Here is a 21,367-nt window from a genome sequence, read left to right as displayed (position 1 = left end):
CACAACACATTACGAAGGGAAATGCTGTGGCTGTCAGCCAGGAAGAAATCATCGCCGGTATCGCCGAGATCATCGAAGAGGTGACCGGTATCGAGCCCTCCGAGGTCACCCCGGAGAAGTCCTTCGTCGACGACCTGGACATCGACTCGCTGTCGATGGTCGAGATCGCCGTGCAGACCGAGGACAAGTACGGCGTCAAGATTCCCGACGAGGACCTCGCCGGTCTGCGCACCGTCGGTGACGTCGTGGCCTACATCCAGAAGCTCGAGGAAGAGAACCCCGAGGCTGCCGAGGCGTTGCGCGCCAAGCTGGAGACCGAGAACCCCGAGGCGGTCGCCAACGTCAAGGCAAGGCTGGAAGCGGACAGCAAGTGAGTAAGCCTTCCACTGCTAACGGCGGTTACCCCAGCGTTGTGGTAACCGCCGTCACGGCGACGACGTCGATCGCGCCGGACGTCGAGAGCACGTGGAAGGGTCTACTCGCCGGCGAAAGCGGCATCCACGTCCTCGAAGACGACTACATCACCAAGTGGGACCTGCCGGTCCGGATCGGTGGACACCTCAAGGAGCCCATCGACGAGCGGATGAGCAGGCTCGACCTGCGCCGCATGTCCTACGTCCAGCGGCTGGCCAAGCTGCTCAGCACCCAGCTGTGGGAGACCGCCGGCAACCCGGAGCTCGACCCCGACCGGTTCTCGGTCGTGGTGGGCACCGGCCTCGGTGGTGCCGAGCGGATCGTGGAGAGCTACGACCTGATGAACGAGGGCGGCCCCCGCAAGGTGTCGCCGCTGGCCGTGCAGATGATCATGCCCAACGGCGCCGCCGCCGTGGTGGGTCTGCAGCTCGGCGCCCGCGCCGGGGTGATCACCCCGGTGTCAGCCTGTTCGTCGGGCTCGGAGGCGATCGCCCACGCGTGGCGCCAGATCGTCATGGGCGACGCCGATGTTGCCGTGTGCGGTGGTGTCGAGGGCCCTATCGAGGCGCTGCCGATCGCGGCCTTCTCGATGATGCGGGCCATGTCGACGCGCAACGACGAGCCCGAGCGGGCGTCGCGGCCGTTCGACAAGGACCGCGACGGGTTCGTGTTCGGCGAGGCCGGTGCGCTGATGCTGATCGAGACCGAGGAGCACGCCAAGGCCCGCGGCGCCAAGCCGCTGGCCCGGTTGATGGGTGCCGGCATCACGTCCGACGCGTTCCACATGGTGGCCCCGGCGGCCGACGGTGTGCGGGCGGGCCGGGCCATGACGCGGTCGCTGGAGTTGGCGGGCCTGTCCCCCAAGGACGTCGACCACGTCAACGCGCACGGCACCGCGACGCCGATCGGTGACACCGCCGAGGCCAACGCCATCCGGGTGGCCGGATGTCAGGAGGCGGCGGTGTATGCGCCGAAGTCCGCGCTGGGACACTCGATCGGCGCGGTCGGCGCGCTGGAATCGGTGCTCACGGTGCTGACCCTGCGCGACGGCGTCATTCCGCCCACCTTGAACTATGAAACCCCGGACCCCGAAATCGATCTGGACATCGTGGCGGGCGAACCCCGCTACGGCGACTACCAATACGCGATCAACAACTCGTTCGGCTTCGGTGGCCACAACGTGGCACTGGCCTTCGGGCGCTACTGAGCACGCCGTCCGGCGACGATGCGGGCCGCAACGGCCCGCAAAGTTGCCGGACAAGTTAGGGAAGGAATCTTCGCAAGACCCATGACAGAGCTGGTTACCGGGAAAACGCTCCCGAACGTGGTCGTCACCGGCATCGCCATGACGACCGCGCTGGCGACTGACGCCGAGACCACCTGGAAGCTGTTGCTGGACAGTCAAAGTGGTATCCGCACACTCGACGATCCCTTCGTCGAGGAGTTCGACCTGCCGGTGCGCATCGGCGGACATCTGTTGGAGGAGTTCGACAGTCAGCTGACCCGCGTCGAGCTGCGCCGGACGGGCTACCTGCAACGGATGTCCACCATCTTGGGCCGGCGGGTCTGGGAGAACGCCGGCTCGCCCGAGGTGGACAGCAACCGGCTGATGGTCTCCATCGGCACCGGCCTGGGGTCATCCGAGGAAATGGTCTTCAGCTACGACGACATGCGCGCGCGGGGCATGAAGGCGGTCTCCCCGCTCGGTGTGCAGAAGTACATGCCCAACGGCGCAGCCGCGGCGGTCGGGCTGGAACACCACGCCAAGGCGGGCGTCATCACCCCGGTCTCGGCGTGCGCGTCGGGCTCCGAGGGCATCGCCCAGGCGTGGCGCAACATCGTCTTCGGCGAGGCCGACATCGCGATCTGCGGCGGCGTCGAGACGAAGATCGAGGCGGTGCCCATCGCGGCGTTCGCCCAGATGCGCATCGTGATGTCGACCAAGAACGACGACCCCGTCGGCGCCTGCCGCCCGTTCGACCGGGACCGCACCGGCTTCGTGTTCGGCGAGGCCGGCGCGCTGATGGTGATCGAAACCGAGGAACACGCCAAGGCCCGCGGCGCCAACATCCTGGCCCGCATCATGGGCGCCAGCATCACCTCCGACGGCTACCACATGGTCGCCCCCGACCCCAACGGCGAACGCGCCGGGCACGCCATGAGCCGCGCCATCCAGCTGGCCGGCCTGACGCCCGGCGACATCGATCACGTCAACGCGCACGCCACCGGAACCACGGTGGGCGACGTGGCCGAGAGCAAGGCCATCAACAACGCGCTGGGCCCGCACGGCGGCAACGCCGCCGTCTACGCCCCCAAGGCCGCGCTCGGCCACTCGGTCGGCGCGGTCGGCGCGGTCGAGTCCATCCTGACCGTGCTGGCGCTGCGCGACCAGGTCGTCCCGCCCACCCTGAACCTGGAAAACCTCGACCCCGAAATCGATTTGGACGTGGTGGCGGGCAAACCGCGACCGGGCAACTACCAGTACGCGATCAACAACTCGTTCGGCTTCGGCGGCCACAACGTCGCCATCGCCTTCGGACGGTACTGAACCCACCGTCCCGAGCAGCACCGGAATACAGGAGACCTGCGATGACTATCACGGCCCCCGAGACGGTTGGCGAGTCGCTCGACCCCCGCGACCCGCTGTTGCGCCTGAGCAATTTCTTCGACGACGGCAGCGTCGCGCTGCTGCACGAACGTGACCGCTCGGGCGTGCTTGCCGCCGCGGGAACCGTGAACGGTGTGCGCACCATCGCGTTCTGCACCGACGGCACCGTCATGGGCGGCGCCATGGGCATCGAGGGCTGCTCGCACATCGTCGACGCCTACGACACCGCCATCGAGGAGCAGAGCCCGATCGTGGGCATCTGGCACTCCGGCGGTGCCCGGCTGGCCGAGGGCGTGAAGGCGTTGCACGCCGTGGGCCTGGTGTTCGAGGCGATGATCCGCGCGTCCGGCTACATCCCGCAGATCTCGGTGGTGGTCGGCTTCGCGGCCGGTGGCGCCGCCTACGGGCCGGCGCTGACCGACGTCGTGGTGATGGCGCCGGAGAGCCGGGTGTTCGTCACCGGACCCGACGTGGTGCGCAGCGTCACCGGCGAGGACGTCGACATGGCCTCGCTCGGCGGCCCCGAGACCCACCACAAGAAGTCCGGGGTGTGCCACATCGTCGCCGACGACGAGCTCGACGCCTACGAGCGCGGTCGCCGGTTGGTCGGATTGTTCTGCCAGCAGGGCCATTTCGACCGCACCAAGGCCGAGGCCGGCGACACCGACATCCACGCGCTGCTGCCCGAGTCGGCCCGCCGCGCCTACGACGTCCGCCCCATCGTGACCGCGATCCTCGACGACGAGACCCCGTTCGACGAGTTCCAGGCGAACTGGGCGCCGTCGATGGTGATCGGGTTGGGCCGGCTGTCCGGTCGCACGGTCGGCGTGCTGGCCAACAACCCGCTGCGGCTGGGCGGTTGCCTGAACTCCGAAAGTGCCGAGAAGGCAGCGCGTTTCGTACGGCTGTGCGATGCCTTCGGCATTCCGCTGGTGGTGATCGTCGACGTGCCGGGCTATCTGCCCGGTGTCGACCAGGAGTGGGGCGGTGTGGTGCGTCGCGGCGCCAAGCTGCTGCACGCCTTCGGCGAGGCCACCGTTGCGCGGGTCACCCTGGTGACCCGAAAGACCTACGGCGGGGCCTACATTGCGATGAACTCCCGTTCGCTGAACGCGACCAAGGTGTTCGCCTGGCCGGACGCCGAGGTCGCGGTGATGGGAGCCAAGGCCGCCGTCGGCATCCTGCACAAGAAGAAGCTGGCCGCCGCCCCGGAGCACGAGCGCGAGGCGCTGCACGACCAGCTGGCCGCCGAGCACGAGAAGATCGCCGGCGGTGTGGACAGTGCGATCGAGATCGGCGTGGTCGACGAGAAGATCGACCCGGCGCACACCCGCAGCAAGCTCACCGAGGCGCTGGCCCAGGCGCCGGCGCGCCGCGGCCGCCACAAGAACATCCCGCTGTAACCCCACTTTTCCCGCGCGAGCAGACGCAAAAGCCCCGCGACACGCCGCGCATCGGGGGCTTTTGCGTCTGCTCGCGCCCTAACGTGCCCGGCCCAGGCACAGCGAAAGCGCTTGGCGGAGAGCGGTTTGCGGGTCGGTGGGCAGCTCGTCGGCGCGCCACCCGACGAAATCGTCGGGCCGGATCAGCAGTGCCCCGTCCGGCGCCAGCCCGGTGATCGCCGCCCACTGGTCGTTGTAGACCCGGTGCGCCGGTAGCGACACCGAAGCCGCTGCGGCACACCAGCGTTCGTCGCCGGTGAGCACGGTGAACTCCGGGCCCACCAGGTCGAGGGTCGAGACACCGTCGCGCACCCAGACGTGTGGCACCCGGGTGCCCGGCTGGGCGCGCAACTCGTCCACCAGCTCGATGCCGTTCGCGCCGTAGCGGTATCCGATCATCAGGGCGAAGATCGGGGCCTCTTCGTCGGCCGGCAGTTGCGGCCGCTTCCCACCCGGTCTCAGCAGGGCCATCGACGGCCCGGTGAGCGACTGGCGCGCGGCGAAGACGCCGACGGGGTGCCGCTCGGCGTGGTAGGTGTCCAGCAGCGCCGGTCCGGCCGCGCCTCGCAGCACGGCGGCGAGTTTCCAGGCCAGGTTGTGCGCGCTCTGGATCGCGGTGTTGGCTCCCCCGGCCTTGAACGGCGGCATGGTGTGCGCCGAATCGCCCACCAAAAACGCTCGCCCGCAATCGAATCGGTCGGCGACCTGCTCGTAGGGCTGCCATGCCGCGACCTCGATGACGTCGATGTCGAGCGGCTCGCCGATCGCCTTGGTGAGCAGCTCGCGGCAGCGCTGCGGCGTGAACTGCTCGGCCGTCTCGCCCTCGTCGGGAAAGTAGGTGGTGATGAACATGCCGAGGTCACCCTCGGCGACCAGGAAGATGCCGTCCACGTCGGCGTTCTTGACCTGCACACCGTCGCCGTCGTGCAAGTGCGGGATGAACTTTCGCCAGGGCGCCCGGAAGTAGACGAAGACGACGTAGATGGGCAGCGCGCCGTATCCAGACGTGGTGATTCCCAACAGGTTACGGAGAGGGCTGTGCACCCCGTCGGCGCCGATCAGATAGTCGGCGCGGATCGTCTCGGGCGTCCCCGACTCGGCGTCGCGAACCACCGCGGTGACGCCGGCCTCGTCCATGTCGATCGAGGACAGCTCGGTCCGGTAGCGCACCTCGCTGCCGCCGCGCCGGGTCGCGGCGAGCAGGATCGGCTCGAGCCGGCTCTGCGGGCAGTACTGCGCCGCCGGTTCGGGGCTGAACCGCTCCAGACCGGCGAAGATCCCCTCGACGTCGAGCGCCGGTCGCTCCTCGGGGCTGTTGAGCGCCGGCTTGGCCACTACGGTCGAGACGTGCTCGGCGACCGCATGCACCTCGTCGCCCAGACCCATCCCGCGCAGGATCTCCAAGCTGCGAAAGCTCAGGTTGCGGGCCTTCGGGTACAGGAAGACCTCGCGCCGCTTCTCCACCAGCAGCGACCGGACACCGTGTTGGGTCAGCAGCGCCGACATGGACAGGCCGCCGACGCCGGCCCCGACGATGAGCACAGGCACTCGCGTGGTCATCTCGTCCCCTTTCCACTCCCGCCCAGAACTGACAGTGTCTATCATTCGATAGGAACTATCAATACCCGAGGCGTGGGGGGTGACCCAGCCGCCCTACCCGAAGCGGGCGAGAAACTCCTCGGCCACGGCCACCACCCGCTCGCGGTCGCGCGGCACCAGGCCGATCCGGGTCCGCCGATCGACGATGTCGGAGACCTCCAGCGCGCCCTCGTGGGTGATCGCGTATTCGAACTCGGCTCGAATGACGTCGATTCCGTCGGCGACCGGTTCGGTCGGCCGCTCGCAACCGGCGGTCGCGACGACCTTGGCCGCCTCGGCGCCGTACCGCGACACCAGTGACTCCGGCAGTGCGACGTGCGGCGCTCCGGTGATCCCGGGGTTGGCCGGCGCCCCGATCAGCGGCAGGTTGCGGGTCCGGCATTTCGCGGCGCGCAGCCGCCGCACCCGCACGGCACGATCGAGCACATCCTGTGCCATGTAACGGTATTCGGTCAGTTTGCCGCCGATCACGCTGATCACCCCGGACGCGGATTCGACGACGGCGTGTTCGCGGGAGACGTCGGCGGTGCGGCCCTCACCCGTGTCGATCAGCGGCCGTAGCCCCGCGTAGGCGCCGATCACGTCGGTGGCGGCCAGCGCCGTGCCCAGCGCGGTGTTCACCGTGTCGAGCAGGAACGTGATCTCCTCGACGGACGGCTCCGGCACGTCCGGGATGGGACCGGGCGCGGCCTCGTCGGTCAGCCCGAGGTAGACCCGGCCCAGCTGTTCGGGCATCGCGAAGACGAATCTGTTGAGCTCGCCGGGAATCGGAATCGTCAGCGCCGCAGTCGGATTGCCGAAGGCGGCAGCGTCGAAGACCAGATGCGTGCCGCGGCTGGGCCGCAACCGCAACGAGCCGTCGATCTCGCCCGCCCACACGCCGGCCGCGTTGATCACCGCGCCGGCCGACACGTCGAACGAGCCGCCGCCACGCACGTCGGTCAACCGCACCGACGTACCCGTGGCCCGCGACGCCGCGACGTAGGTGAGGATCCGCGCGCCGTGCTGAGCGGCGGTGCGCGCCACCGCGGTGACCAGCCGGGCGTCATCGATCAGTTGACCGTCGTAGGCCAGCAATCCCCCGTCCAGGCCGTCGCGGCACACGGTCGGCGCCAGCTGCACGACGCGCTGCGCCGAGATCCGTTGCGAGCGGGGCAGTGTCGAGGCCGGCGTGCCGGCGAGGAAGCGCAGCGCGTCGCCGGCCAGGAAGCCGCCGCGCACCAGCGCCCGCGTGGCCCGGCTCATTGACGGCAGCAACGGCACCAGTTGCGGCATCGCGTGCACCAGATGAGGGGCGTTGCGGGTCATCAGGATTCCGCGTTCGAGGGCGCTGCGCCGGGCGATGCCGACCTTGCCGCTGGCCAGATAGCGCAGCCCGCCGTGCACGAGTTTGGAGCTCCAGCGGCTGGTGCCGAACGCCAGATCGCGCTTTTCCACCAGCGCCACCCGCAGCCCGCGCGCGGCGGCGTCCAACGCGATCCCGGCCCCGGTGATGCCGCCGCCGATCACCAGCACGTCCAGCGGCTCACCCTCGGCGAGCGCGGCCAAGTCGGCGGTCCGGCGGGCGGCGTTGAGCGCGCTGGGGTCGGGGATCACGACAGGTATCCGTTCAGCGAGTAGGCGAGTTCGGTGGCCAGCGCCTCGGCGTCGAGCAGCTGTTCGACGATTTGCGCCGACTGGATGGTCGACTGGGCGATCAGCAACACCATGGTGGCCATCTGCACCGGGTCGCCGGGCCGGACGCTGCCATTACGCTGGGCCACCCGCAGCCGGGCGGCGAGGGCGTCGATCAACATGTGCTGGCTGGTGCCGAGCCGCTCGGTGATGTAGATCGGCGCCAGCTCCGAGTGCAACACGGACATCACCAGTCGGTCCTGGCGCAACAGGTCGGCCACCGTAACGATCTGTCGCACCAGCGATTCCCGGTCGTCGCCGAGCAACGGCGCGGCCCGCATCACGTCGGTGACATGCCGGGTCAACAGCGCCGCGACGATCGACCGGGTGTCCGGCCAGCGCCGGTACACCGTCGGCCGGCTGACGCCGGCCCGCCGGGCGATCTCGGCCAGGGTCACCCGGTCCACGCCGAAGTCGACCACACAGCTGGCCGCGGCCGCCATGATGCGCTCGCCGGTGTCCAGCGCGGCGTCCGGCTTATCGTTACGGATTGACAGCATCTGTAATACTGTAACGCATGACGCATCCGGAGCGGCTGCTGCCGCCGATGAAATGGAACGCCTGGGGGGATCCCGCCGCGGCCAAACCGCTCTCCGAGGGCATCCGGTCATTGCTGCAGCAGGCCGTGGGGATCGAGGGGTCCCGCGCGGCCGAGCCGCGACCCGAGCAGGTGCGGTTGCGTCCGTCCACGCTATCGCCGGCGGACCGGGAGGCGCTGACCGCCATCGTCGGCCCCGAGTACTGCCGCACCGCCGATTCCGATCGGTTGCTGCACGCGGGCGGCAAGTCCACCATCGACCTGCTCAGCCGCAACAGCCCGGGCCCGCAGGATGCGCCCGACGCCGTGTTGCTGCCCGGCGACGACGAGTCCGTCGCCGCGATTCTGCGCTACTGCTCCCAGCATCGGATCGCGGTCGTACCGTTCGGCGGGGGCACCAGCGTGGTCGGCGGACTCGCCCCCGAGCGCGCCGGGTTCGGCGCCGCCGTCGCGGTGGATCTGCGCCGTTTCGATCAGCTGATCTCGTTGGACCCGGTGTCCGGCCTGGCGGTTCTCGGGGCCGGGGTCACCGGCCCGGATGCTGAGAAACTGCTTGGTGCACATGGCTTTTCGCTTGGCCATTTTCCGCAGAGTTTCGAATACGCCACCGTCGGTGGCTTCGCCGCAACCCGGTCCTCCGGGCAGGACTCGGCGGGCTACGGCCGGTTCAACGACATGGTGCGCGGGCTGCGGGTGGTCACCCCGGTGGGCACCATGGACCTGGGGCGCGGACCGGAGTCGGCCGCCGGCCCGGACCTGCGTCAGCTGCTGATCGGCTCGGAGGGCACCCTGGGCGTCATCACCCGGGTGCGGCTGCGGGTGCACCGCATTCCGCAGGCCGTTCGCTACGAGGCATGGTCGTTCCCCGACTTCGAAACCGGAGCGGCCGCCCTGCGCGCGGTCACCCAGAATGGCACCGGCCCCACCGTGATTCGCCTCTCCGACGAGGCCGAGACCGGGGTCAACCTGGCCACCACGGAGGCGATCGGCGAGTCCCGGATCACCGGCGGCTGCCTGTGCATCACCATGTTCGAGGGCACCAAACAACATGTCGACAGCCGGCACGCCGAAACCAGCGCGCTGCTGGCGGCCCAGGGCGGAACGTCGCTGGGGGACGGCCCGGCCCGGGCCTGGGAGCGCGGCCGGTTCGGTGCGCCCTACCTGCGCGACTCACTGCTGGCGGCCGGGGCGCTGTGCGAAACACTCGAGACGGCCACCGACTGGTCCAACATCTCGGCGCTGAAAGCCGCTGTCACGCAAGCACTCACCACCGCGCTGGCGCAGACCGGCACCCCGGCGCTGGTGATGTGCCACATTTCGCACGTCTACCCCACGGGCGCGTCGTTGTACTTCACCGTGGTCGCCGGGCAACGCGGCGATCCGATCGAGCAGTGGAAAACCGCCAAGAAGGCCGCCTCGGATGCGATCATGGCCACCGGCGGGACCATCACCCACCACCACGCCGTCGGCACCGACCACCGGCCGTGGATGCGCGAGGAGATCGGCGAGTTGGGAGTGCAGGTGTTACGCGCGGTCAAGGACACCCTGGACCCGGCCGGAATCCTCAACCCCGGCAAGCTGATTCCGTGACGTCCCCGGCTGCACGGCTACGCCGGTACGAGATCGGCAAGGTGATCGCGCTGACCAACCCGGCCTCCGGGCACGGCGCCGCGGTGGCCGCCGCGCAGCGGGCGATCGCCCGGCTGCACCGGCGCGGGGTGGAGGTCGTCGAAATCATCGGCGACGACCCGCAAGACGCCCGGCACCTGGTCGGCGCGGCACTGGACAAGGGCGCCGACGCGGTCATCGTGACCGGGGGCGACGGGGTGTTCTCCAACGCGCTACAAGTGTTGGCGGGCACCGACATTCCCGCCGGCATCGTCCCGGCCGGCACCGGCAACGACCACGCCCGTGAATTCGGGATCCCCACCAAGGATCCCGAGTCGGCCGCCGACATCATCGTCGACGGCTGGGCCGAAACCGTTGACCTGGGCCGGATTCGGGCCGACAACGGATTCGACAAATGGTTCGGCACCGTGGCGGCCACCGGCTTCGACTCGCTGGTCACCGATCGCGCCAACCGGATGCGCTGGCCGCACGGCCGGCTGCGCTATTACGTGGCCATGCTCGCCGAGCTGTCCCAGTTGCGGCTCTTACCTTTTCGCCTGGTGCTCGACGGCGCCCGCGAGATCGACGCCGACATCACGCTGGCCGCCTTCGGCAACACCCGCAGCTACGGCGGCGGAATGCGGATCTGCCCGGCCGCCGACCACGCCGACGGCCTGCTCGACATCACCATGGTGCACGAGGCATCGCGCGCCAAGCTGGTCCGCCTGTTCCCCACCGTGATGAAGGGCACGCACGTCGAACTCGAGCAGGTGAGCACGGCGCGGGCCAAATCCATCCACGTCGAGTGTCCGGGGATCAACGTCTACGCCGACGGCGACTTCGCCTGCCCGCTGCCGGCGGAGATCTCCGCCGTTCCGGGCGCGCTGCGGATCCTGCGGGCCGGGCCCTAACCCACGCCCCGGCTCAGCCAGGTCACCTCGCCGGCGTCGCCGCCGTCGCGGAATGCCTCGAGCGCCTCGTCCCAGGCCGTCCCCAGCACGGAATCCAGCTCGGCGGCCAGCGTGTCGGCGCCCTGGGCCATCATCGCGCGCAGCCGCATCTCCCCGACCATGATGTCGCCGTTGGCGCTCATGGCCCCGCTCCACAGACCCAGTTGCGGGGTGTGGCTGAAGCGGTGGCCGTCGACTCCGGGGCTGGGGTCCTCGGTGACCTCGAACCGCAGCACGGACCAGGAGCGCAACGCGTTGGCCAGCTTGGCGCCGGTGCCCACCGGACCGACCCAGTTGGTGACCGCGCGCAGCTGTCCGGGCATCGCCGGCTGGGGCGTCCAGGTCAGGTTGGCCTTGGCCCCCAGGGTCGACGACAACGCCCACTCGACATGCGGGCACACCGCCGCCGGCGAGGCGTGCACGTACACCACGCCAGTCGTCACGTCGGCGAATTGGTTCGACGCTCGCATTTCCTGCTCCTTCGGTTCCACGAGGGACGTCTTCCCCAACGACCTGTGGACCCGGCAAGCAGGGCAGCTTGCGCAAATCTTCGATTTTTGCTGTGTCGCGCGTGTCTATTGTGCCCTGTGATACCCATGTTGCGCTAGTGTGCGATCCGATTTAGCTGTATTCGGATATCACGGCGTCCGAAATCGCCGGCCACCGGTCCAGCGCCCACTCCCCGAAATCGCGGTCGGTGAGCACCACCAGCGCCCGCTCGATGTCGGGGTCGGCCCAGATGAAGCCGCCCGCCTGGCCGAAATGACCGTACGTTCGCGCCGAGTTGGCCGCGCCGGTCCAGTGCGGCGCCTTGCCGTCGCGCAGCTCGAAACCGAGCCCCCAATCGTTGGGCCGCTGCACCCCGTAGCCGGGCAGCACGCCGTCCAGCCCGGGGAACTGCACCGTCGTCGCCTCGGCGTGCAACCGCGCTGAGACCGTCGTCGGCCGCAGCAGGTCGCCGGCGAATGCCGCCAGGTCCGCCACGGTCGACGTCGCCCCGAATCCGGCCGCCACCGCGCCCCCGTCCAGCCGGGTGGCGGTCATGCCCAGGGGTTGGCACACCGCCTCGTGCAGGTAGCGGGCGAATTCGATGCCGGTCTCTTCTTCCAGGGTTTGGCCCAGCACGGTGAAGCCCTGGTTGGAGTAGATGCGGCGGGTGCCGGGTGGGGCCAGCACCTGATCGGAGTGCATCGAGAGCCCCGAGGTGTGCGCCAGCAGGTGGCGGATGGTGGCGCCGGGCGGACCGGCGGCCGCGTCCAGCTCGACGGCGCCCTCTTCGACGGCGACGTGCACGGCGCGCGCCGCCAGCGGCTTGGTCACCGAGGCCAGCGCGAACACCCGCTCGGCGTCGCCGTGGCCGGCCAGCACGCCGGTGGGTCCGATCACCGCGGCGGCGACGGCCCCGACGGGCCATTCGTCCAGAGCGTCGAGCGCCGCCATCAGCTCTTGCGGGCGATGTAGTAGTAGTTGTTGATCGGGTCGGACTCGATCTCGGCCACCCGCACGTCGGCGAAGCCGGCCTCGCCCAGCATCGCGACGGCCAGCTGCGTGCCCCACGCGGTGCCCAGCCCGGCGCCGTCGGCGGCCAGCGACACCGTCATGCAGTGCATCAGCGAGGTGGTGTACAGGTAGGTGCTCATCGGGACGCCGATGTTGTCCTCGAGCCGGCTCGACGCCTTGATGTCGGCCATCAGCAGCACGCCGCCGGGCCGCAGCGCGCGGTGGATGTTGGCCAGCACCCGGGCGGGCTGCGCCTGGTCGTGGATGGCGTCGAACACCGTGATGAGGTCGTAGGCATCGGCCCTGTCGAGATCGGCGAGATTGTGACTTTCGAAGGACGCGTTCGCCAGGCCGCGTTCGGCGGCTTCGGCGATCCCGGCGGCGATGGCGTGCTCGGAGAAGTCGATGCCGGTGAATCGGCTGGCCGGAAACGCTTGTGCCATCACGTTGATCGCGTGCCCGCTGCCGCAGCCGAAATCGGCGACGTCGGCTCCGCGCCGCAGCCGCGGCACCAGCCCGTCGACCAACGGCAGCACCACGTCGACCAGCGCGGTGTCGAACACCACGCCGCTCTGCTCGGCCATCAACGCGTGGAAGCGCGGGAACTCGGTGTAGGGCAGGCCGCCGCCGGTGCGGAAGCAGCCGATGATCTTCTGCTCGACCTCGGCCAGCAGCGGGAAGAACAGGGCGACCAGGGCCAGGTTGTCCGGCCCGGCCGCGCGGGTCAGCACCTTGGCGCGGTGCGCGGGCAGCGAGTACTCGGCGGTGGCGGGGTGGTAGTCGACGACGCGTCCGGTGGTCATGCCGGCCAGCCACTCCCGGACGTAGCGTTCGTTGAGCCCGGCGGCCTCGGCGATCCGATCGCTGGTGGCCGGCGGGAGTCCGGCCATCGTGTCCAGCAGACCGGTCTGATGTCCGATGCTCAGCAGCAGCGCCAGGCTGGCGCCGTCGATGGCCGCGGTGATCCGGTCGGTGAATTCGTCGGTCGTCTCCAAAGCCGTCACGCCCAGGGACGCTACACCGGGTCGATGGGTGGACGGCCCGCCGCGAGATGTATGGCGGACGACAGTAGGTTGGAGCCCATGAGTCAGACAGTGCGCGGCGTGATTTCACGCAAGAAGGGCGAACCCGTTGAGTTGGTCGACATCGTCGTTCCCGATCCCGGGCCGGGTGAGGCGCTGATCGACGTCGTCGCCTGCGGGGTGTGCCACACCGACCTGACCTACCGCGAGGGCGGCATCAACGACGAGTACCCGTTTCTGCTCGGCCACGAGGCCGCCGGCCGGGTCGAGGCCGTCGGCCCCGACGTGACCGCGGTGCAGCCGGGCGACTTCGTGGTGCTGAACTGGCGCGCGGTGTGCGGGCAGTGCCGGGCTTGCAAGCGCGGCCGCCCGCACCTGTGCTTCGACACCTTCAATGCCACCCAGAAGATGACGCTGACCGACGGCACCGAGCTGACACCGGCGCTGGGCATCGGGGCGTTCGCCGACAAGACGCTGGTGGCCGCCGGCCAGTGCACCAAGGTCGACCCCGCCGCCGATCCCGCCGTCGCCGGGCTGCTGGGTTGCGGGGTGATGGCCGGGCTGGGGGCGGCGATCAACACCGGTGCCGTCACCCGCGATGACACCGTCGCGGTGATCGGCTGCGGCGGCGTGGGCGATGCCGCGATCGCGGGCGCGGCGCTGGTGGGCGCCCGGCGCATCATCGCCGTCGACACCGACGACACCAAACTGGACTGGGCCCGCGGCTTCGGCGCCACCCACACCGTCAACGCCCGCCAGGCCGACGTGGTGGCCGCGATTCAGGACCTCACCGACGGGTTCGGCGCCAACGTGGTGATCGACGCGGTGGGCCGCCCGGAAACCTGGAAGCAGGCCTTCTACGCCCGCGACCTGGCGGGAACCGTTGTGCTGGTGGGTGTTCCGACTCCCGACATGACGCTGGAGATGCCGCTGGTGGACTTCTTCAGCCACGGCGGGTCGTTGAAGTCGTCGTGGTACGGCGACTGCCTGCCCGAACGCGACTTCCCCACGCTGATCGAGCTGTATCTGCAGGGCCGGCTTCCCCTCGAAAAGTTCGTCTCCGAGCGCATCGGGCTCGGCGACGTCGAAGCCGCCTTCCACAACATGCACGGCGGCAAGGTGCTGCGCTCGGTGGTGATGCTGTGATGGCCGGCATCGACAAAATCGTCACCCACGGCACCTTCAAACTCGACGGCGGCAGTTGGGAAGTCGACAACAACATCTGGATCGTCGGCGACGACTCCGACGTGGTGGTGTTCGACGCCGCGCACACCGCCGAGCCGATCGTGGCGGCCGTCGGCAACCGCAACGTGGTGGCGGTGGTGTGCACGCACGGCCATAACGACCACGTCACGGTGGCCCCCGAGCTGGGCGCCGCGCTGGACGCCCCGGTGCTGCTGCACCCGGGCGACGACGTGCTGTGGCGAATGACCCACCCGGACAAGGACTTCCGCACCATCGCCGACGGCGACACCATCGATGTGGCCGGCACCGAGCTGCTGGCGCTGCACACGCCCGGCCACTCCCCCGGCTCGGTGTGCTGGTATGCGCCGGAACTCGGCGTGGTGTTCAGCGGCGACACGCTGTTCTCCGGCGGTCCCGGCGCGACGGGACGCTCCTATTCGGACTTCCCGACCATCCTGCAGTCGATCTCCGGCCGGCTCGGCACCCTGCCCGGCGAAACCGTCGTGCACACCGGCCACGGCGACAGCACCACCATCGGCGACGAGATCGTGCACTACGAGGAGTGGGTGGCGCGCGGCCACTGATCCCGGCAAGCCGAACTGACGGCAACTCAACCACTATCGTTGATCCATGCCTGAACCTGGGACGCCCGAATCGGGCCTCCAATCAAGCATCGTGGTCCGGCCGGAACCCACCTACACCGAGGCCTCGCGGCTGCGCGCCGCCGGTTTGGCGAAGGCGATCGCGCAGTTCGAGCGGGCCGCCGAGCAGGTGGCGCTGCCCAAGGCCCCGCAGCCGATCGTCGTCGCCGACTACGGCGCCGCCAACGGCCACAATTCGCTCAAGCCGTTGTCGGCGGCCGTTTCGGTGCTGCGCCGGCGCACCCGGCCCGATCACGCAATCCTGGTGGCGCACACCGATTTACCGGGCAATGACTTCTCGGCGCTGTTCGACACGGTGGCCGACGACCCGGAGAGCTACCTGCACGCGGATGCGGCGACGTTCACCTCGGCGATCGGCCGGTCGTTCTACAACCAGATCGTGCCGTCGCGGACGGTCAACCTGGGCTGGACGTCGTGGGCCACGCAGTGGCTCAGCCGCACCCCGGGTGCGGTGCCCGATCATGTGCACGTGTCGTGCAGCAGGGACGACGCGGTGCTGGCGGCCTACGCCGACCAGGCCGCGCTGGACTGGCACAACTTCGTCGCCTTCCGCGGCCGCGAGCTGGCCCCCGAGGGCCGGCTGGTGGCGTTGACCCTGGCCGCCGACGAGGAGGACGGGCGCTGCTCGGCGGGTTTCGCCGCGCTGCTCGACGCCATCGTCGAGGCGCTCGAGGATCAGCGGCGCGACGGCCTACTGCGCCCGGATGAGTTGCAGCGCATGACGATTCCCACCTTCGCCCGCAACGAGAAGGATTTCCGCGCACCGTTCGCACCGAAGGGTCGGTTCGAGGGGTTGATGGTCGAGCAGCTGGAGATCTTCAACGCCGCGGACCGGTTCTGGGCTCGCTTCCAGGCCGACCACGACGCCGAGGCGTTCGGCGCGCAGTGGGCGGCCTTCGCGCGGTCCGCGCTGTTCCCCGCGCTGGTGGCCGGACTCGACGACGGGATCCGCGACCCGCGGGCCCCGCGGTTCGTCGAGCAGTTGCAGAGCGCGATCGCCCAGCGCCTGTCAAGCGCGCCCGAGCCGATGCGGATCCCGCAAGCGTTGGTGGTGCTGGTCAAGCGCGAGGCGGCGCAGTGATGAGAGTTTCGGCACAACAGCGCAGCGGGTAACCCCACGGAATCGTCGAATCTGCGACTGCGAGGGGGTAGATGCATGAGCGCGCGAGACGATCAAGCCTCTGGCCGAGACGATGATCAGCGGTTGACCGAGAAGCCGGAACCCGACGAGGACGACAAGAAGAAGGCCGCCGAGATGATGGAGGCCTACGAGGACAAGGCCACCATTGTGCTGCCCGGCACCGGCGGCAGCGTGTCCGGGACGGCGGTCAACGAGTGGCTGGACGAGGACGGCAATCCCAAGCACGAAGTCGCCGAGGGCACCGATCACGCCGACGAGGGCCGCGACGAGCAGGCCTTGCGGGATCAGATCGAGAAGGACAAGGCCCTCAACGAGGTGCTCCGGGAAGCCGCCGCCGCTCCGAACAAGGGCGAAAAGGGCTGAGCCGAAAGGGAACTACCCGACGCCCAGGTTGCCTTCGATTTCCTGAATGATCTGGTTGACCCGGTCCAGCCCGGGGATGGGTTCGTTGAGCCCGGGAATGGGCGGGATCGCCGGGGCCGCGACCCTGCGCGGGGGCAGCGGATGCGCGGGCGGAGCCGCCTGCGGGGTGGCCCGCGGCGTGGTGGTCATCGGCGTCTCGGTCTCGGCGGGCGGATTGGTGTCCGACGTCGACGGCACCGGGATGTCCGCGGGTGGCGGCGCGGGCTCGGCGGTGACGCTGGGTGGGGGCGGCGCCGGGGTGGTGCTCAGAGTGGGCGCCGGGGTGGTCACCGATTTGTCCGATTTGTTCTGCGCGGTCAGTCCGATCATCAGCGCGGTGCCCACCAGCAGCAGCGCCGCGGCGGCGATGACGACCGCCGCCGCGGGGAACAGCCGCGACCGGGTGAACAGCCGCTTGCGCCGGGACGGCGGGGCCGCGGCGTCGGTCCCGGTGTCCGACCAGGCCTGCACCGCGATCGGTGCGGGATTCGCCGGCGGCACCGCGGCGGTCGCGGTCGCGTCCGCGCGCGGCTCCGGCCGGGCCGCCGCGCGGGCCGTGGCGGTGGCGGGTGCGGCCGGTGCGGTGAACGTCGCGCCGGCATCCGCGTGCGCCACCCGCAACGCGGCCCCGACCGCCGCGGTGAGCTGCGGGTGCGGCGTGGTGGCGACCGGAACGCGGAAAAGCCGCGCCAGCGTGGTGGTGACGGCGGGCAGATTCGCCCCGCCGCCCGTCGACACCACCGCGGCGAGATCACGGATCCCGTTGCGCGACAACGTTTCCCGAAGCACGGTGACGAAGCCACCCAGCGCGGGGGCGATCGCGTCGTCGAGTTCGGCTCGGGTGAGCCGGATTTCGCCGCGCACCCCGGTCAGTCCGTCGGTCAGGGTGGTCGTGGTGTTGGCGGACAGCTGCTCCTTGGCCACCCGGCACCCGCCGCGCAGCCGGCTCAGCGAGCCGATGGCCGCGGTGCCGGTGGGGAATGCGCCGGTGGTCGGCATATTGGCGACCACGACGCCCAGCAGCGCCTGGTCGATCACGTCACCGGAGAAATCCCGGTGCCGCACGGTCGGGGCCAGCGCCCGGTAGTCGCCGTCGGCGTCCATCAGCGTGATGCTGGTGCCGCTGCCGCCGAAATCGCAGACGGCCACGGTTCCGCGCGCCGGCAGGCCCGGGCTGGTCCGCACCGCCAGCAGGGCCGCGGCGGCGTCGGGGATCAGCACGATGGGCCGGGCGCGTCGCGACCATTCGGGGATCTCGCCGAGCGCGGCGCCCAGGGCCTCCACCGCCGCCGACTCCCAGTGCGCCGGGTAGGTGACGGCGATGTCGTCGGGCAGGGCGCGCCCGCCGGTGGCGGCGTAGGCCAGCGCCCGCAGCGCGTCGGCCAGCAGTATCTCGCTGCGGTGCACCGAGCCGTCGGACGCGACGACGGGCCGCGGGTCGCCGACCCGGTTGACGAAGCCGGTGATCACCACGCCGGGCCCCTGCAGCCGGGGATTCTCGGCGGGCACGCCGACCTCGGCGGGCCGGTCCGGATACCGCGTCAGGACGGGCTTGCGGGTGACGGCGTGATCGGAGGTGACGGCCGCCAGGTTGGTGGCGCCGATCGACAAGCCCAGTGCGGTCCCAGCTCCGTTGGCCATGTGTGATCCCCGTGTTCGCAGCGCACCGACTCGCATTCGGCTAGCCGTCATTGTGCCGTCCGAACCTGTATCTCGGGTCAGCTTCGGCTATGCGCACGCTGTGCGCGCCTCAGCGGATGGTGCCGGCGCCGGGGATGAGCGGCAGGTCGAGCGGAGTGACCCAGCCGGGCCGCAGCTCGTTGACCGCCGGCACGGCGTTCAGCGCCCGCAGCCCGGTGGCCAGGCATCCGGCCGCGGCGGCGTCCCGCCCGGAGCCGTCGGTGAAGCGGAACGCGGTCTCCTGGAAGATGCTCGGGGTGCCCTCGATGTCCACCCGGTAGACGTCGTTGTCGTGGCCGGACGGCCAGTCCGGGGCGGCGTCCAGCCCGATCCGGTTGACGTGCTCGAGCTGGATGCGGGTCTCGCCCCGGTAGACGCCGTTGATGGTGAACCGGACGGCGGCGACGTGCCCGGGTTTGATGACGCCCTTGGCGGTGGTGCGTTCGGTGGGTGTCACCCACTTGTCCCAGGTGGTGGTGATCTCGTCGAGCATGATGCCGGCCGCGTGCGCGATCATCGGGACGGTGGCGCCCCAGGCGAAGATCAGCACGTCGCGGTTTTCCAGCATCGGGCTGTATTCGGGCTCGCGGCCGATGCCCATCTCGACCTCGTAGTCGCCCTCGTAGTTGGTGTAGTCGAGCAGCTCGGAGGCCCGGACGCGGCGCACCTCCGAGCACAGGCCCATCAGGGTCATCGGGAACAGGTCGTTGGCGAAGCCGGGGTCGATGCCGGTGGTGAAGCAGGACGACTCCCCCAGCTCGCAGGCCTCGGTGATGGGCGCGATCCAGTTGGGCGGGTTGAGGTGCATGGTCGGCCACACCCACGGCGTCATCGCGGTCGAGCACACGTCGATGCCGGCCCGCAGGAACCGGGTGATCAGCGCGATGTTCTCCTTGGCGTGCATGGCCGTCGGGCCGTAGTGCACCAGCGCGTCGGGTTTCAGCGCGATCAGGGCGTCCACGTCGTCGGTGGCGATGACGCCCGTCGGCTCGGGCAGCCCGCAGATGTCGGCGACGTCGCGGCCGACCTTGGCCGGGTTGCTGACGCCCACCCCCACCAACTCGAACAGCGGATGCTTGACGATCTCGGCGATCACCATCTTGCCGACGAAACCCGTACCCCAAACGACCACACGCTTCGAGCCGTGTTCGGACATCCTTGCCGCCACCTTTCGGTTCACCAATCCCCGCGTCGGGCTTCACCATAAGCTTCCCTACCGTCGCCCGTGGTGACACGATGCATTTATGAGCAAGCACCTCGCCGGGTCGTCGCTGTTGGTGGCCGTCGGTTTCGGTTTCGCGAACGCCTGCGGTGTGGCCCACGCGCTGCCCCAGATGCCGCAGGTCCGCTACGAGGTCAACGGGCCCGCGGTCGCCGAATTCATCTACTACCAAACCGACACCGGTCAGCTGCATCAGGTGAACGCGCCGCTGCCCTGGTCGACGCAGTTCACCGGGTTCGGCGGGGAGGTGTTCACCGTCAGCGCGCAGGGACCGGGTCCCATCTCCTGCAAGATCCTGGTCGACGGCAACGTGGTGAGCGCGGCGACGGCTTCGGTCGGCACGCCCGCCCGGACCGTGTGCACCCACTGACCGAGCAGTCCCGAGCACAGAGGAGGTCCCGGTGAGCCTCAAGACGAGACCGAAAAAGGGCTTGGCCACACGGAACAACGGGACGCCGCCGCCCCGCATCCCGCTGGCCGACATTCACCTTGAGTCGCTTGACTTTTGGGGATACGACGACGACTTCCGCGACGGCGCCTTCGCCACGTTGCGCCGCGAGGCGCCGATCTCGTTCTGGCCCGCGATCGAGATGGACGGGTTCGTGGCGGGCAACGGTTATTGGGCGCTGACCAAGCACGAGGACGTCCACTTCGCCAGCCGGCATCCGGAGATCTTCAGCTCCGTCCCGAACATCACCATCAACGACCAAACACCGGAGCTGGCAGAGTATTTCGGCTCGATGATCGTGCTCGACGATCCGCGCCACCAGCGGCTGCGCTCGATCGTCAGCCGCGCGTTCACCCCGAAGGTGGTGGCGCGCATCGAGGCGTCGGTGCGCGAGCGGGCCCGCCGGCTGGTGTCGTCGCTGGTCGCCAATCACCCCAACGGGGAGGCCGAGCTGGTCAGCGAGCTGGCCGGGCCGCTGCCGCTGCAGGTCATCTGCGACATGATGGGCATCCCCGAGGAGGACCATCAGCGGGTATTCCATTGGACCAACGTGATTCTCGGGTTCGGCGACCCGGACCTGGCCACCGATTTCGAGGAGTTCCTTCAGGTGTCGATGGACATCGGCGCCTACGCCACCGCGCTGGCCGAGGATCGGCGGGTCAACCATCACGACGACCTGACCACCAGCCTGGTGGAGGCCGAGGTGGACGGGGAACGGTTGACGTCGTCGGAGATCGCGTCGTTCTTCATCCTGCTGGTGGTGGCCGGCAACGAGACGACGCGCAACGCGATCAGCCACGGGGTGCTGGCCCTGTCCCGCTACCCCGACGAGCGCGACAAGTGGTTCTCGGACTTCGACCGGTTGACGCCGACCGCGGTGGAGGAGGTCGTGCGGTGGGCCTCGCCGGTGGTGTACATGCGGCGCACCCTGACCCGCGACGTCAAGCTGCGCGGCACCAAGATGAAGGCCGGCGACAAGGTCGCGCTCTGGTACAACTCGGCCAACCGGGACGAGTCGACGTTCGACAATCCCTGGCTGTTCGACGTGTCGCGCACTCCCAACCCGCACCTGGGTTTCGGCGGCGGGGGCGCGCACTTCTGCCTGGGCGCCAACCTGGCGCGCCGCGAGATCCGGGTGGTGTTCGACGAGTTGCGCCACGAGATCCCCGACATCGTCGCCACCGACGAGCCCGCGCGGCTGCTGTCGCAATTCATCCACGGCATCAAGCGCCTGCCGGTCGCCTGGACTCCCCCGCGCTAGGCCCGGTGGCC

The 21,367-nt window shown here is 69.7% G+C and carries 20 protein-coding genes; 12 read left to right on the top strand and 8 right to left on the bottom strand.

Annotation, left to right across the window (positions count from 1 at the left end):
- Positions 1–26 precede the first annotated feature (26 nt).
- The 4 genes from acpM (at position 27) to NF20_RS06640 (ending at position 4,425) form a co-directional block, all read left to right on the top strand.
- Positions 27–374, top strand: a complete 348-nt coding sequence (gene acpM / locus NF20_RS06655; protein ID WP_003872368.1) for a meromycolate extension acyl carrier protein AcpM — start codon at positions 27–29, stop codon at positions 372–374.
- The gene (kasA, locus tag NF20_RS06650; protein ID WP_011724652.1) at positions 371–1,621 is read left to right on the top strand and encodes a 3-oxoacyl-ACP synthase KasA; all 1,251 of its coding nucleotides are present in this window, start codon (positions 371–373) and stop codon (positions 1,619–1,621) included. Before acpM ends, kasA begins: the two co-directional genes overlap by 4 nt.
- Before the next feature lie 81 nt (positions 1,622–1,702).
- Positions 1,703–2,962 carry a 3-oxoacyl-ACP synthase KasB gene (kasB, locus tag NF20_RS06645; protein WP_033713294.1) on the top strand — a complete coding sequence of 420 codons (1,260 nt, stop codon included), beginning with the start codon at positions 1,703–1,705 and terminating at the stop codon, positions 2,960–2,962.
- Positions 2,963–3,003: 41 nt separating this feature from the next.
- The gene (locus NF20_RS06640; protein WP_033713292.1) at positions 3,004–4,425 is read left to right on the top strand and encodes an acyl-CoA carboxylase subunit beta; all 1,422 of its coding nucleotides are present in this window, start codon (positions 3,004–3,006) and stop codon (positions 4,423–4,425) included.
- 78 nt (positions 4,426–4,503) lie between these two features.
- On the opposite strand, the gene NF20_RS06635 is transcribed toward NF20_RS06640, so the two are convergent.
- The 3 genes from NF20_RS06635 to NF20_RS06625 all read right to left on the bottom strand — a co-directional run bounded on the left by NF20_RS06635 (position 4,504) and on the right by NF20_RS06625 (position 8,237).
- Positions 4,504–6,024, bottom strand: coding sequence for an FAD-dependent monooxygenase (locus tag NF20_RS06635; RefSeq protein WP_033713291.1), 1,521 nt, complete (start codon positions 6,022–6,024; stop codon positions 4,504–4,506).
- A gap of 93 nt (positions 6,025–6,117) precedes the next feature.
- Complete coding sequence (locus tag NF20_RS06630; RefSeq protein ID WP_033713289.1) at positions 6,118–7,659, bottom strand: glycerol-3-phosphate dehydrogenase/oxidase; 1,542 nt, start codon at positions 7,657–7,659, stop codon at positions 6,118–6,120.
- Positions 7,656–8,237 carry a TetR/AcrR family transcriptional regulator gene (locus NF20_RS06625; RefSeq protein WP_033713288.1) on the bottom strand — a complete coding sequence of 194 codons (582 nt, stop codon included), beginning with the start codon at positions 8,235–8,237 and terminating at the stop codon, positions 7,656–7,658. The genes NF20_RS06630 and NF20_RS06625 overlap by 4 nt, the downstream gene beginning before the upstream one ends.
- 47 nt (positions 8,238–8,284) lie before the next feature.
- On the opposite strand from NF20_RS06625, the gene NF20_RS06620 reads away from it, so the two are divergent.
- Both NF20_RS06620 and NF20_RS06615 read left to right on the top strand, forming a co-directional pair.
- Positions 8,285–9,865, top strand: a complete 1,581-nt coding sequence (locus tag NF20_RS06620) for an FAD-binding oxidoreductase (RefSeq protein WP_095764059.1) — start codon at positions 8,285–8,287, stop codon at positions 9,863–9,865.
- Entirely contained in the window at positions 9,862–10,794 is a 933-nt protein-coding gene (locus NF20_RS06615) for a diacylglycerol kinase (RefSeq protein ID WP_033713285.1), read from the top strand. The genes NF20_RS06620 and NF20_RS06615 overlap by 4 nt, the downstream gene beginning before the upstream one ends.
- Here the strand turns inward: NF20_RS06615 and NF20_RS06610 are convergent.
- The 3 genes from NF20_RS06610 to NF20_RS06600 form a co-directional block, all read right to left on the bottom strand.
- Positions 10,791–11,303, bottom strand: a complete 513-nt coding sequence (locus NF20_RS06610) for a DUF3145 domain-containing protein (protein WP_003872378.1) — start codon at positions 11,301–11,303, stop codon at positions 10,791–10,793. The genes NF20_RS06615 and NF20_RS06610 overlap by 4 nt on opposite strands.
- A gap of 151 nt (positions 11,304–11,454) precedes the next feature.
- Positions 11,455–12,273 (bottom strand): serine hydrolase domain-containing protein, encoded by an 819-nt coding sequence (locus tag NF20_RS06605; RefSeq protein WP_033713283.1) that lies wholly within the window; start codon positions 12,271–12,273, stop codon positions 11,455–11,457.
- Positions 12,273–13,337, bottom strand: a complete 1,065-nt coding sequence (locus NF20_RS06600; protein ID WP_033713282.1) for a class I SAM-dependent methyltransferase — start codon at positions 13,335–13,337, stop codon at positions 12,273–12,275. Before NF20_RS06600 ends, NF20_RS06605 begins: the two co-directional genes overlap by 1 nt.
- Positions 13,338–13,415: 78 nt before the next feature.
- On the opposite strand from NF20_RS06600, the gene NF20_RS06595 reads away from it, so the two are divergent.
- The 4 genes from NF20_RS06595 to NF20_RS06580 all read left to right on the top strand — a co-directional run bounded on the left by NF20_RS06595 (position 13,416) and on the right by NF20_RS06580 (position 16,706).
- Positions 13,416–14,501: an S-(hydroxymethyl)mycothiol dehydrogenase gene (locus NF20_RS06595; protein ID WP_033713366.1), complete on the top strand. Its 1,086-nt coding sequence runs from the start codon at positions 13,416–13,418 to the stop codon at positions 14,499–14,501.
- The gene (locus NF20_RS06590; RefSeq protein WP_033713281.1) at positions 14,501–15,124 is read left to right on the top strand and encodes an MBL fold metallo-hydrolase; all 624 of its coding nucleotides are present in this window, start codon (positions 14,501–14,503) and stop codon (positions 15,122–15,124) included. Before NF20_RS06595 ends, NF20_RS06590 begins: the two co-directional genes overlap by 1 nt.
- Positions 15,125–15,215: 91 nt before the next feature.
- The gene (locus tag NF20_RS06585) at positions 15,216–16,283 is read left to right on the top strand and encodes an SAM dependent carboxyl methyltransferase (protein ID WP_023861462.1); all 1,068 of its coding nucleotides are present in this window, start codon (positions 15,216–15,218) and stop codon (positions 16,281–16,283) included.
- A 75-nt stretch (positions 16,284–16,358) separates the two neighbouring features.
- Entirely contained in the window at positions 16,359–16,706 is a 348-nt protein-coding gene (locus NF20_RS06580; RefSeq protein WP_003872384.1) for a hypothetical protein, read from the top strand.
- Positions 16,707–16,718: 12 nt separating this feature from the next.
- On the opposite strand, the gene NF20_RS06575 is transcribed toward NF20_RS06580, so the two are convergent.
- Positions 16,719–18,386, bottom strand: a complete 1,668-nt coding sequence (locus NF20_RS06575; protein ID WP_033713280.1) for an Hsp70 family protein — start codon at positions 18,384–18,386, stop codon at positions 16,719–16,721.
- 109 nt (positions 18,387–18,495) lie between these two features.
- Positions 18,496–19,581, bottom strand: coding sequence for a dihydrodipicolinate reductase (locus tag NF20_RS06570; protein ID WP_003872386.1), 1,086 nt, complete (start codon positions 19,579–19,581; stop codon positions 18,496–18,498).
- An 88-nt stretch (positions 19,582–19,669) separates the two neighbouring features.
- On the opposite strand from NF20_RS06570, the gene NF20_RS06565 reads away from it, so the two are divergent.
- A complete protein-coding gene (locus NF20_RS06565) occupies positions 19,670–20,017 on the top strand; it encodes an MmpS family transport accessory protein (protein WP_019733162.1) in 348 nt (115 codons plus the stop codon).
- Positions 20,018–20,048: 31 nt separating this feature from the next.
- Positions 20,049–21,356, top strand: a complete 1,308-nt coding sequence (locus NF20_RS06560) for a cytochrome P450 (RefSeq protein WP_033713278.1) — start codon at positions 20,049–20,051, stop codon at positions 21,354–21,356.
- Positions 21,357–21,367 lie beyond the last annotated feature (11 nt).

The sequence above is a fragment of the Mycobacterium sp. MAC_080597_8934 genome (assembly GCF_000523975.1).
Classification (GTDB): Bacteria; Actinomycetota; Actinomycetes; order Mycobacteriales; family Mycobacteriaceae; genus Mycobacterium; species Mycobacterium avium.
The sequence above is the reverse complement of the archived record's forward strand: the minus strand, read 5'-3'. Positions and strand labels throughout refer to the sequence as shown.

What these genes read in the sequence shown, in the direction of transcription:
- kasB (WP_033713294.1), top strand. Translation starts at nt 1,703, where the DNA reads ATGACAGAGCTGGTTACCGGGAAAACGCTCCCGAACGTGGTCGTCACC.
- NF20_RS06640 (WP_033713292.1), top strand. Translation starts at nt 3,004, where the DNA reads ATGACTATCACGGCCCCCGAGACGGTTGGCGAGTCGCTCGACCCCCGC.
- NF20_RS06635 (WP_033713291.1), bottom strand. Translation starts at nt 6,024, where the DNA reads ATGACCACGCGAGTGCCTGTGCTCATCGTCGGGGCCGGCGTCGGCGGC.
- NF20_RS06625 (WP_033713288.1), bottom strand. Translation starts at nt 8,237, where the DNA reads ATGCTGTCAATCCGTAACGATAAGCCGGACGCCGCGCTGGACACCGGC.
- NF20_RS06620 (WP_095764059.1), top strand. Translation starts at nt 8,285, where the DNA reads ATGAAATGGAACGCCTGGGGGGATCCCGCCGCGGCCAAACCGCTCTCC.
- NF20_RS06610 (WP_003872378.1), bottom strand. Translation starts at nt 11,303, where the DNA reads ATGCGAGCGTCGAACCAATTCGCCGACGTGACGACTGGCGTGGTGTAC.
- NF20_RS06605 (WP_033713283.1), bottom strand. Translation starts at nt 12,273, where the DNA reads ATGGCGGCGCTCGACGCTCTGGACGAATGGCCCGTCGGGGCCGTCGCC.
- NF20_RS06595 (WP_033713366.1), top strand. Translation starts at nt 13,416, where the DNA reads ATGAGTCAGACAGTGCGCGGCGTGATTTCACGCAAGAAGGGCGAACCC.
- NF20_RS06590 (WP_033713281.1), top strand. Translation starts at nt 14,501, where the DNA reads ATGGCCGGCATCGACAAAATCGTCACCCACGGCACCTTCAAACTCGAC.
- NF20_RS06580 (WP_003872384.1), top strand. Translation starts at nt 16,359, where the DNA reads ATGAGCGCGCGAGACGATCAAGCCTCTGGCCGAGACGATGATCAGCGG.
- NF20_RS06575 (WP_033713280.1), bottom strand. Translation starts at nt 18,386, where the DNA reads ATGGCCAACGGAGCTGGGACCGCACTGGGCTTGTCGATCGGCGCCACC.
- NF20_RS06570 (WP_003872386.1), bottom strand. Translation starts at nt 19,581, where the DNA reads ATGTCCGAACACGGCTCGAAGCGTGTGGTCGTTTGGGGTACGGGTTTC.
- NF20_RS06565 (WP_019733162.1), top strand. Translation starts at nt 19,670, where the DNA reads ATGAGCAAGCACCTCGCCGGGTCGTCGCTGTTGGTGGCCGTCGGTTTC.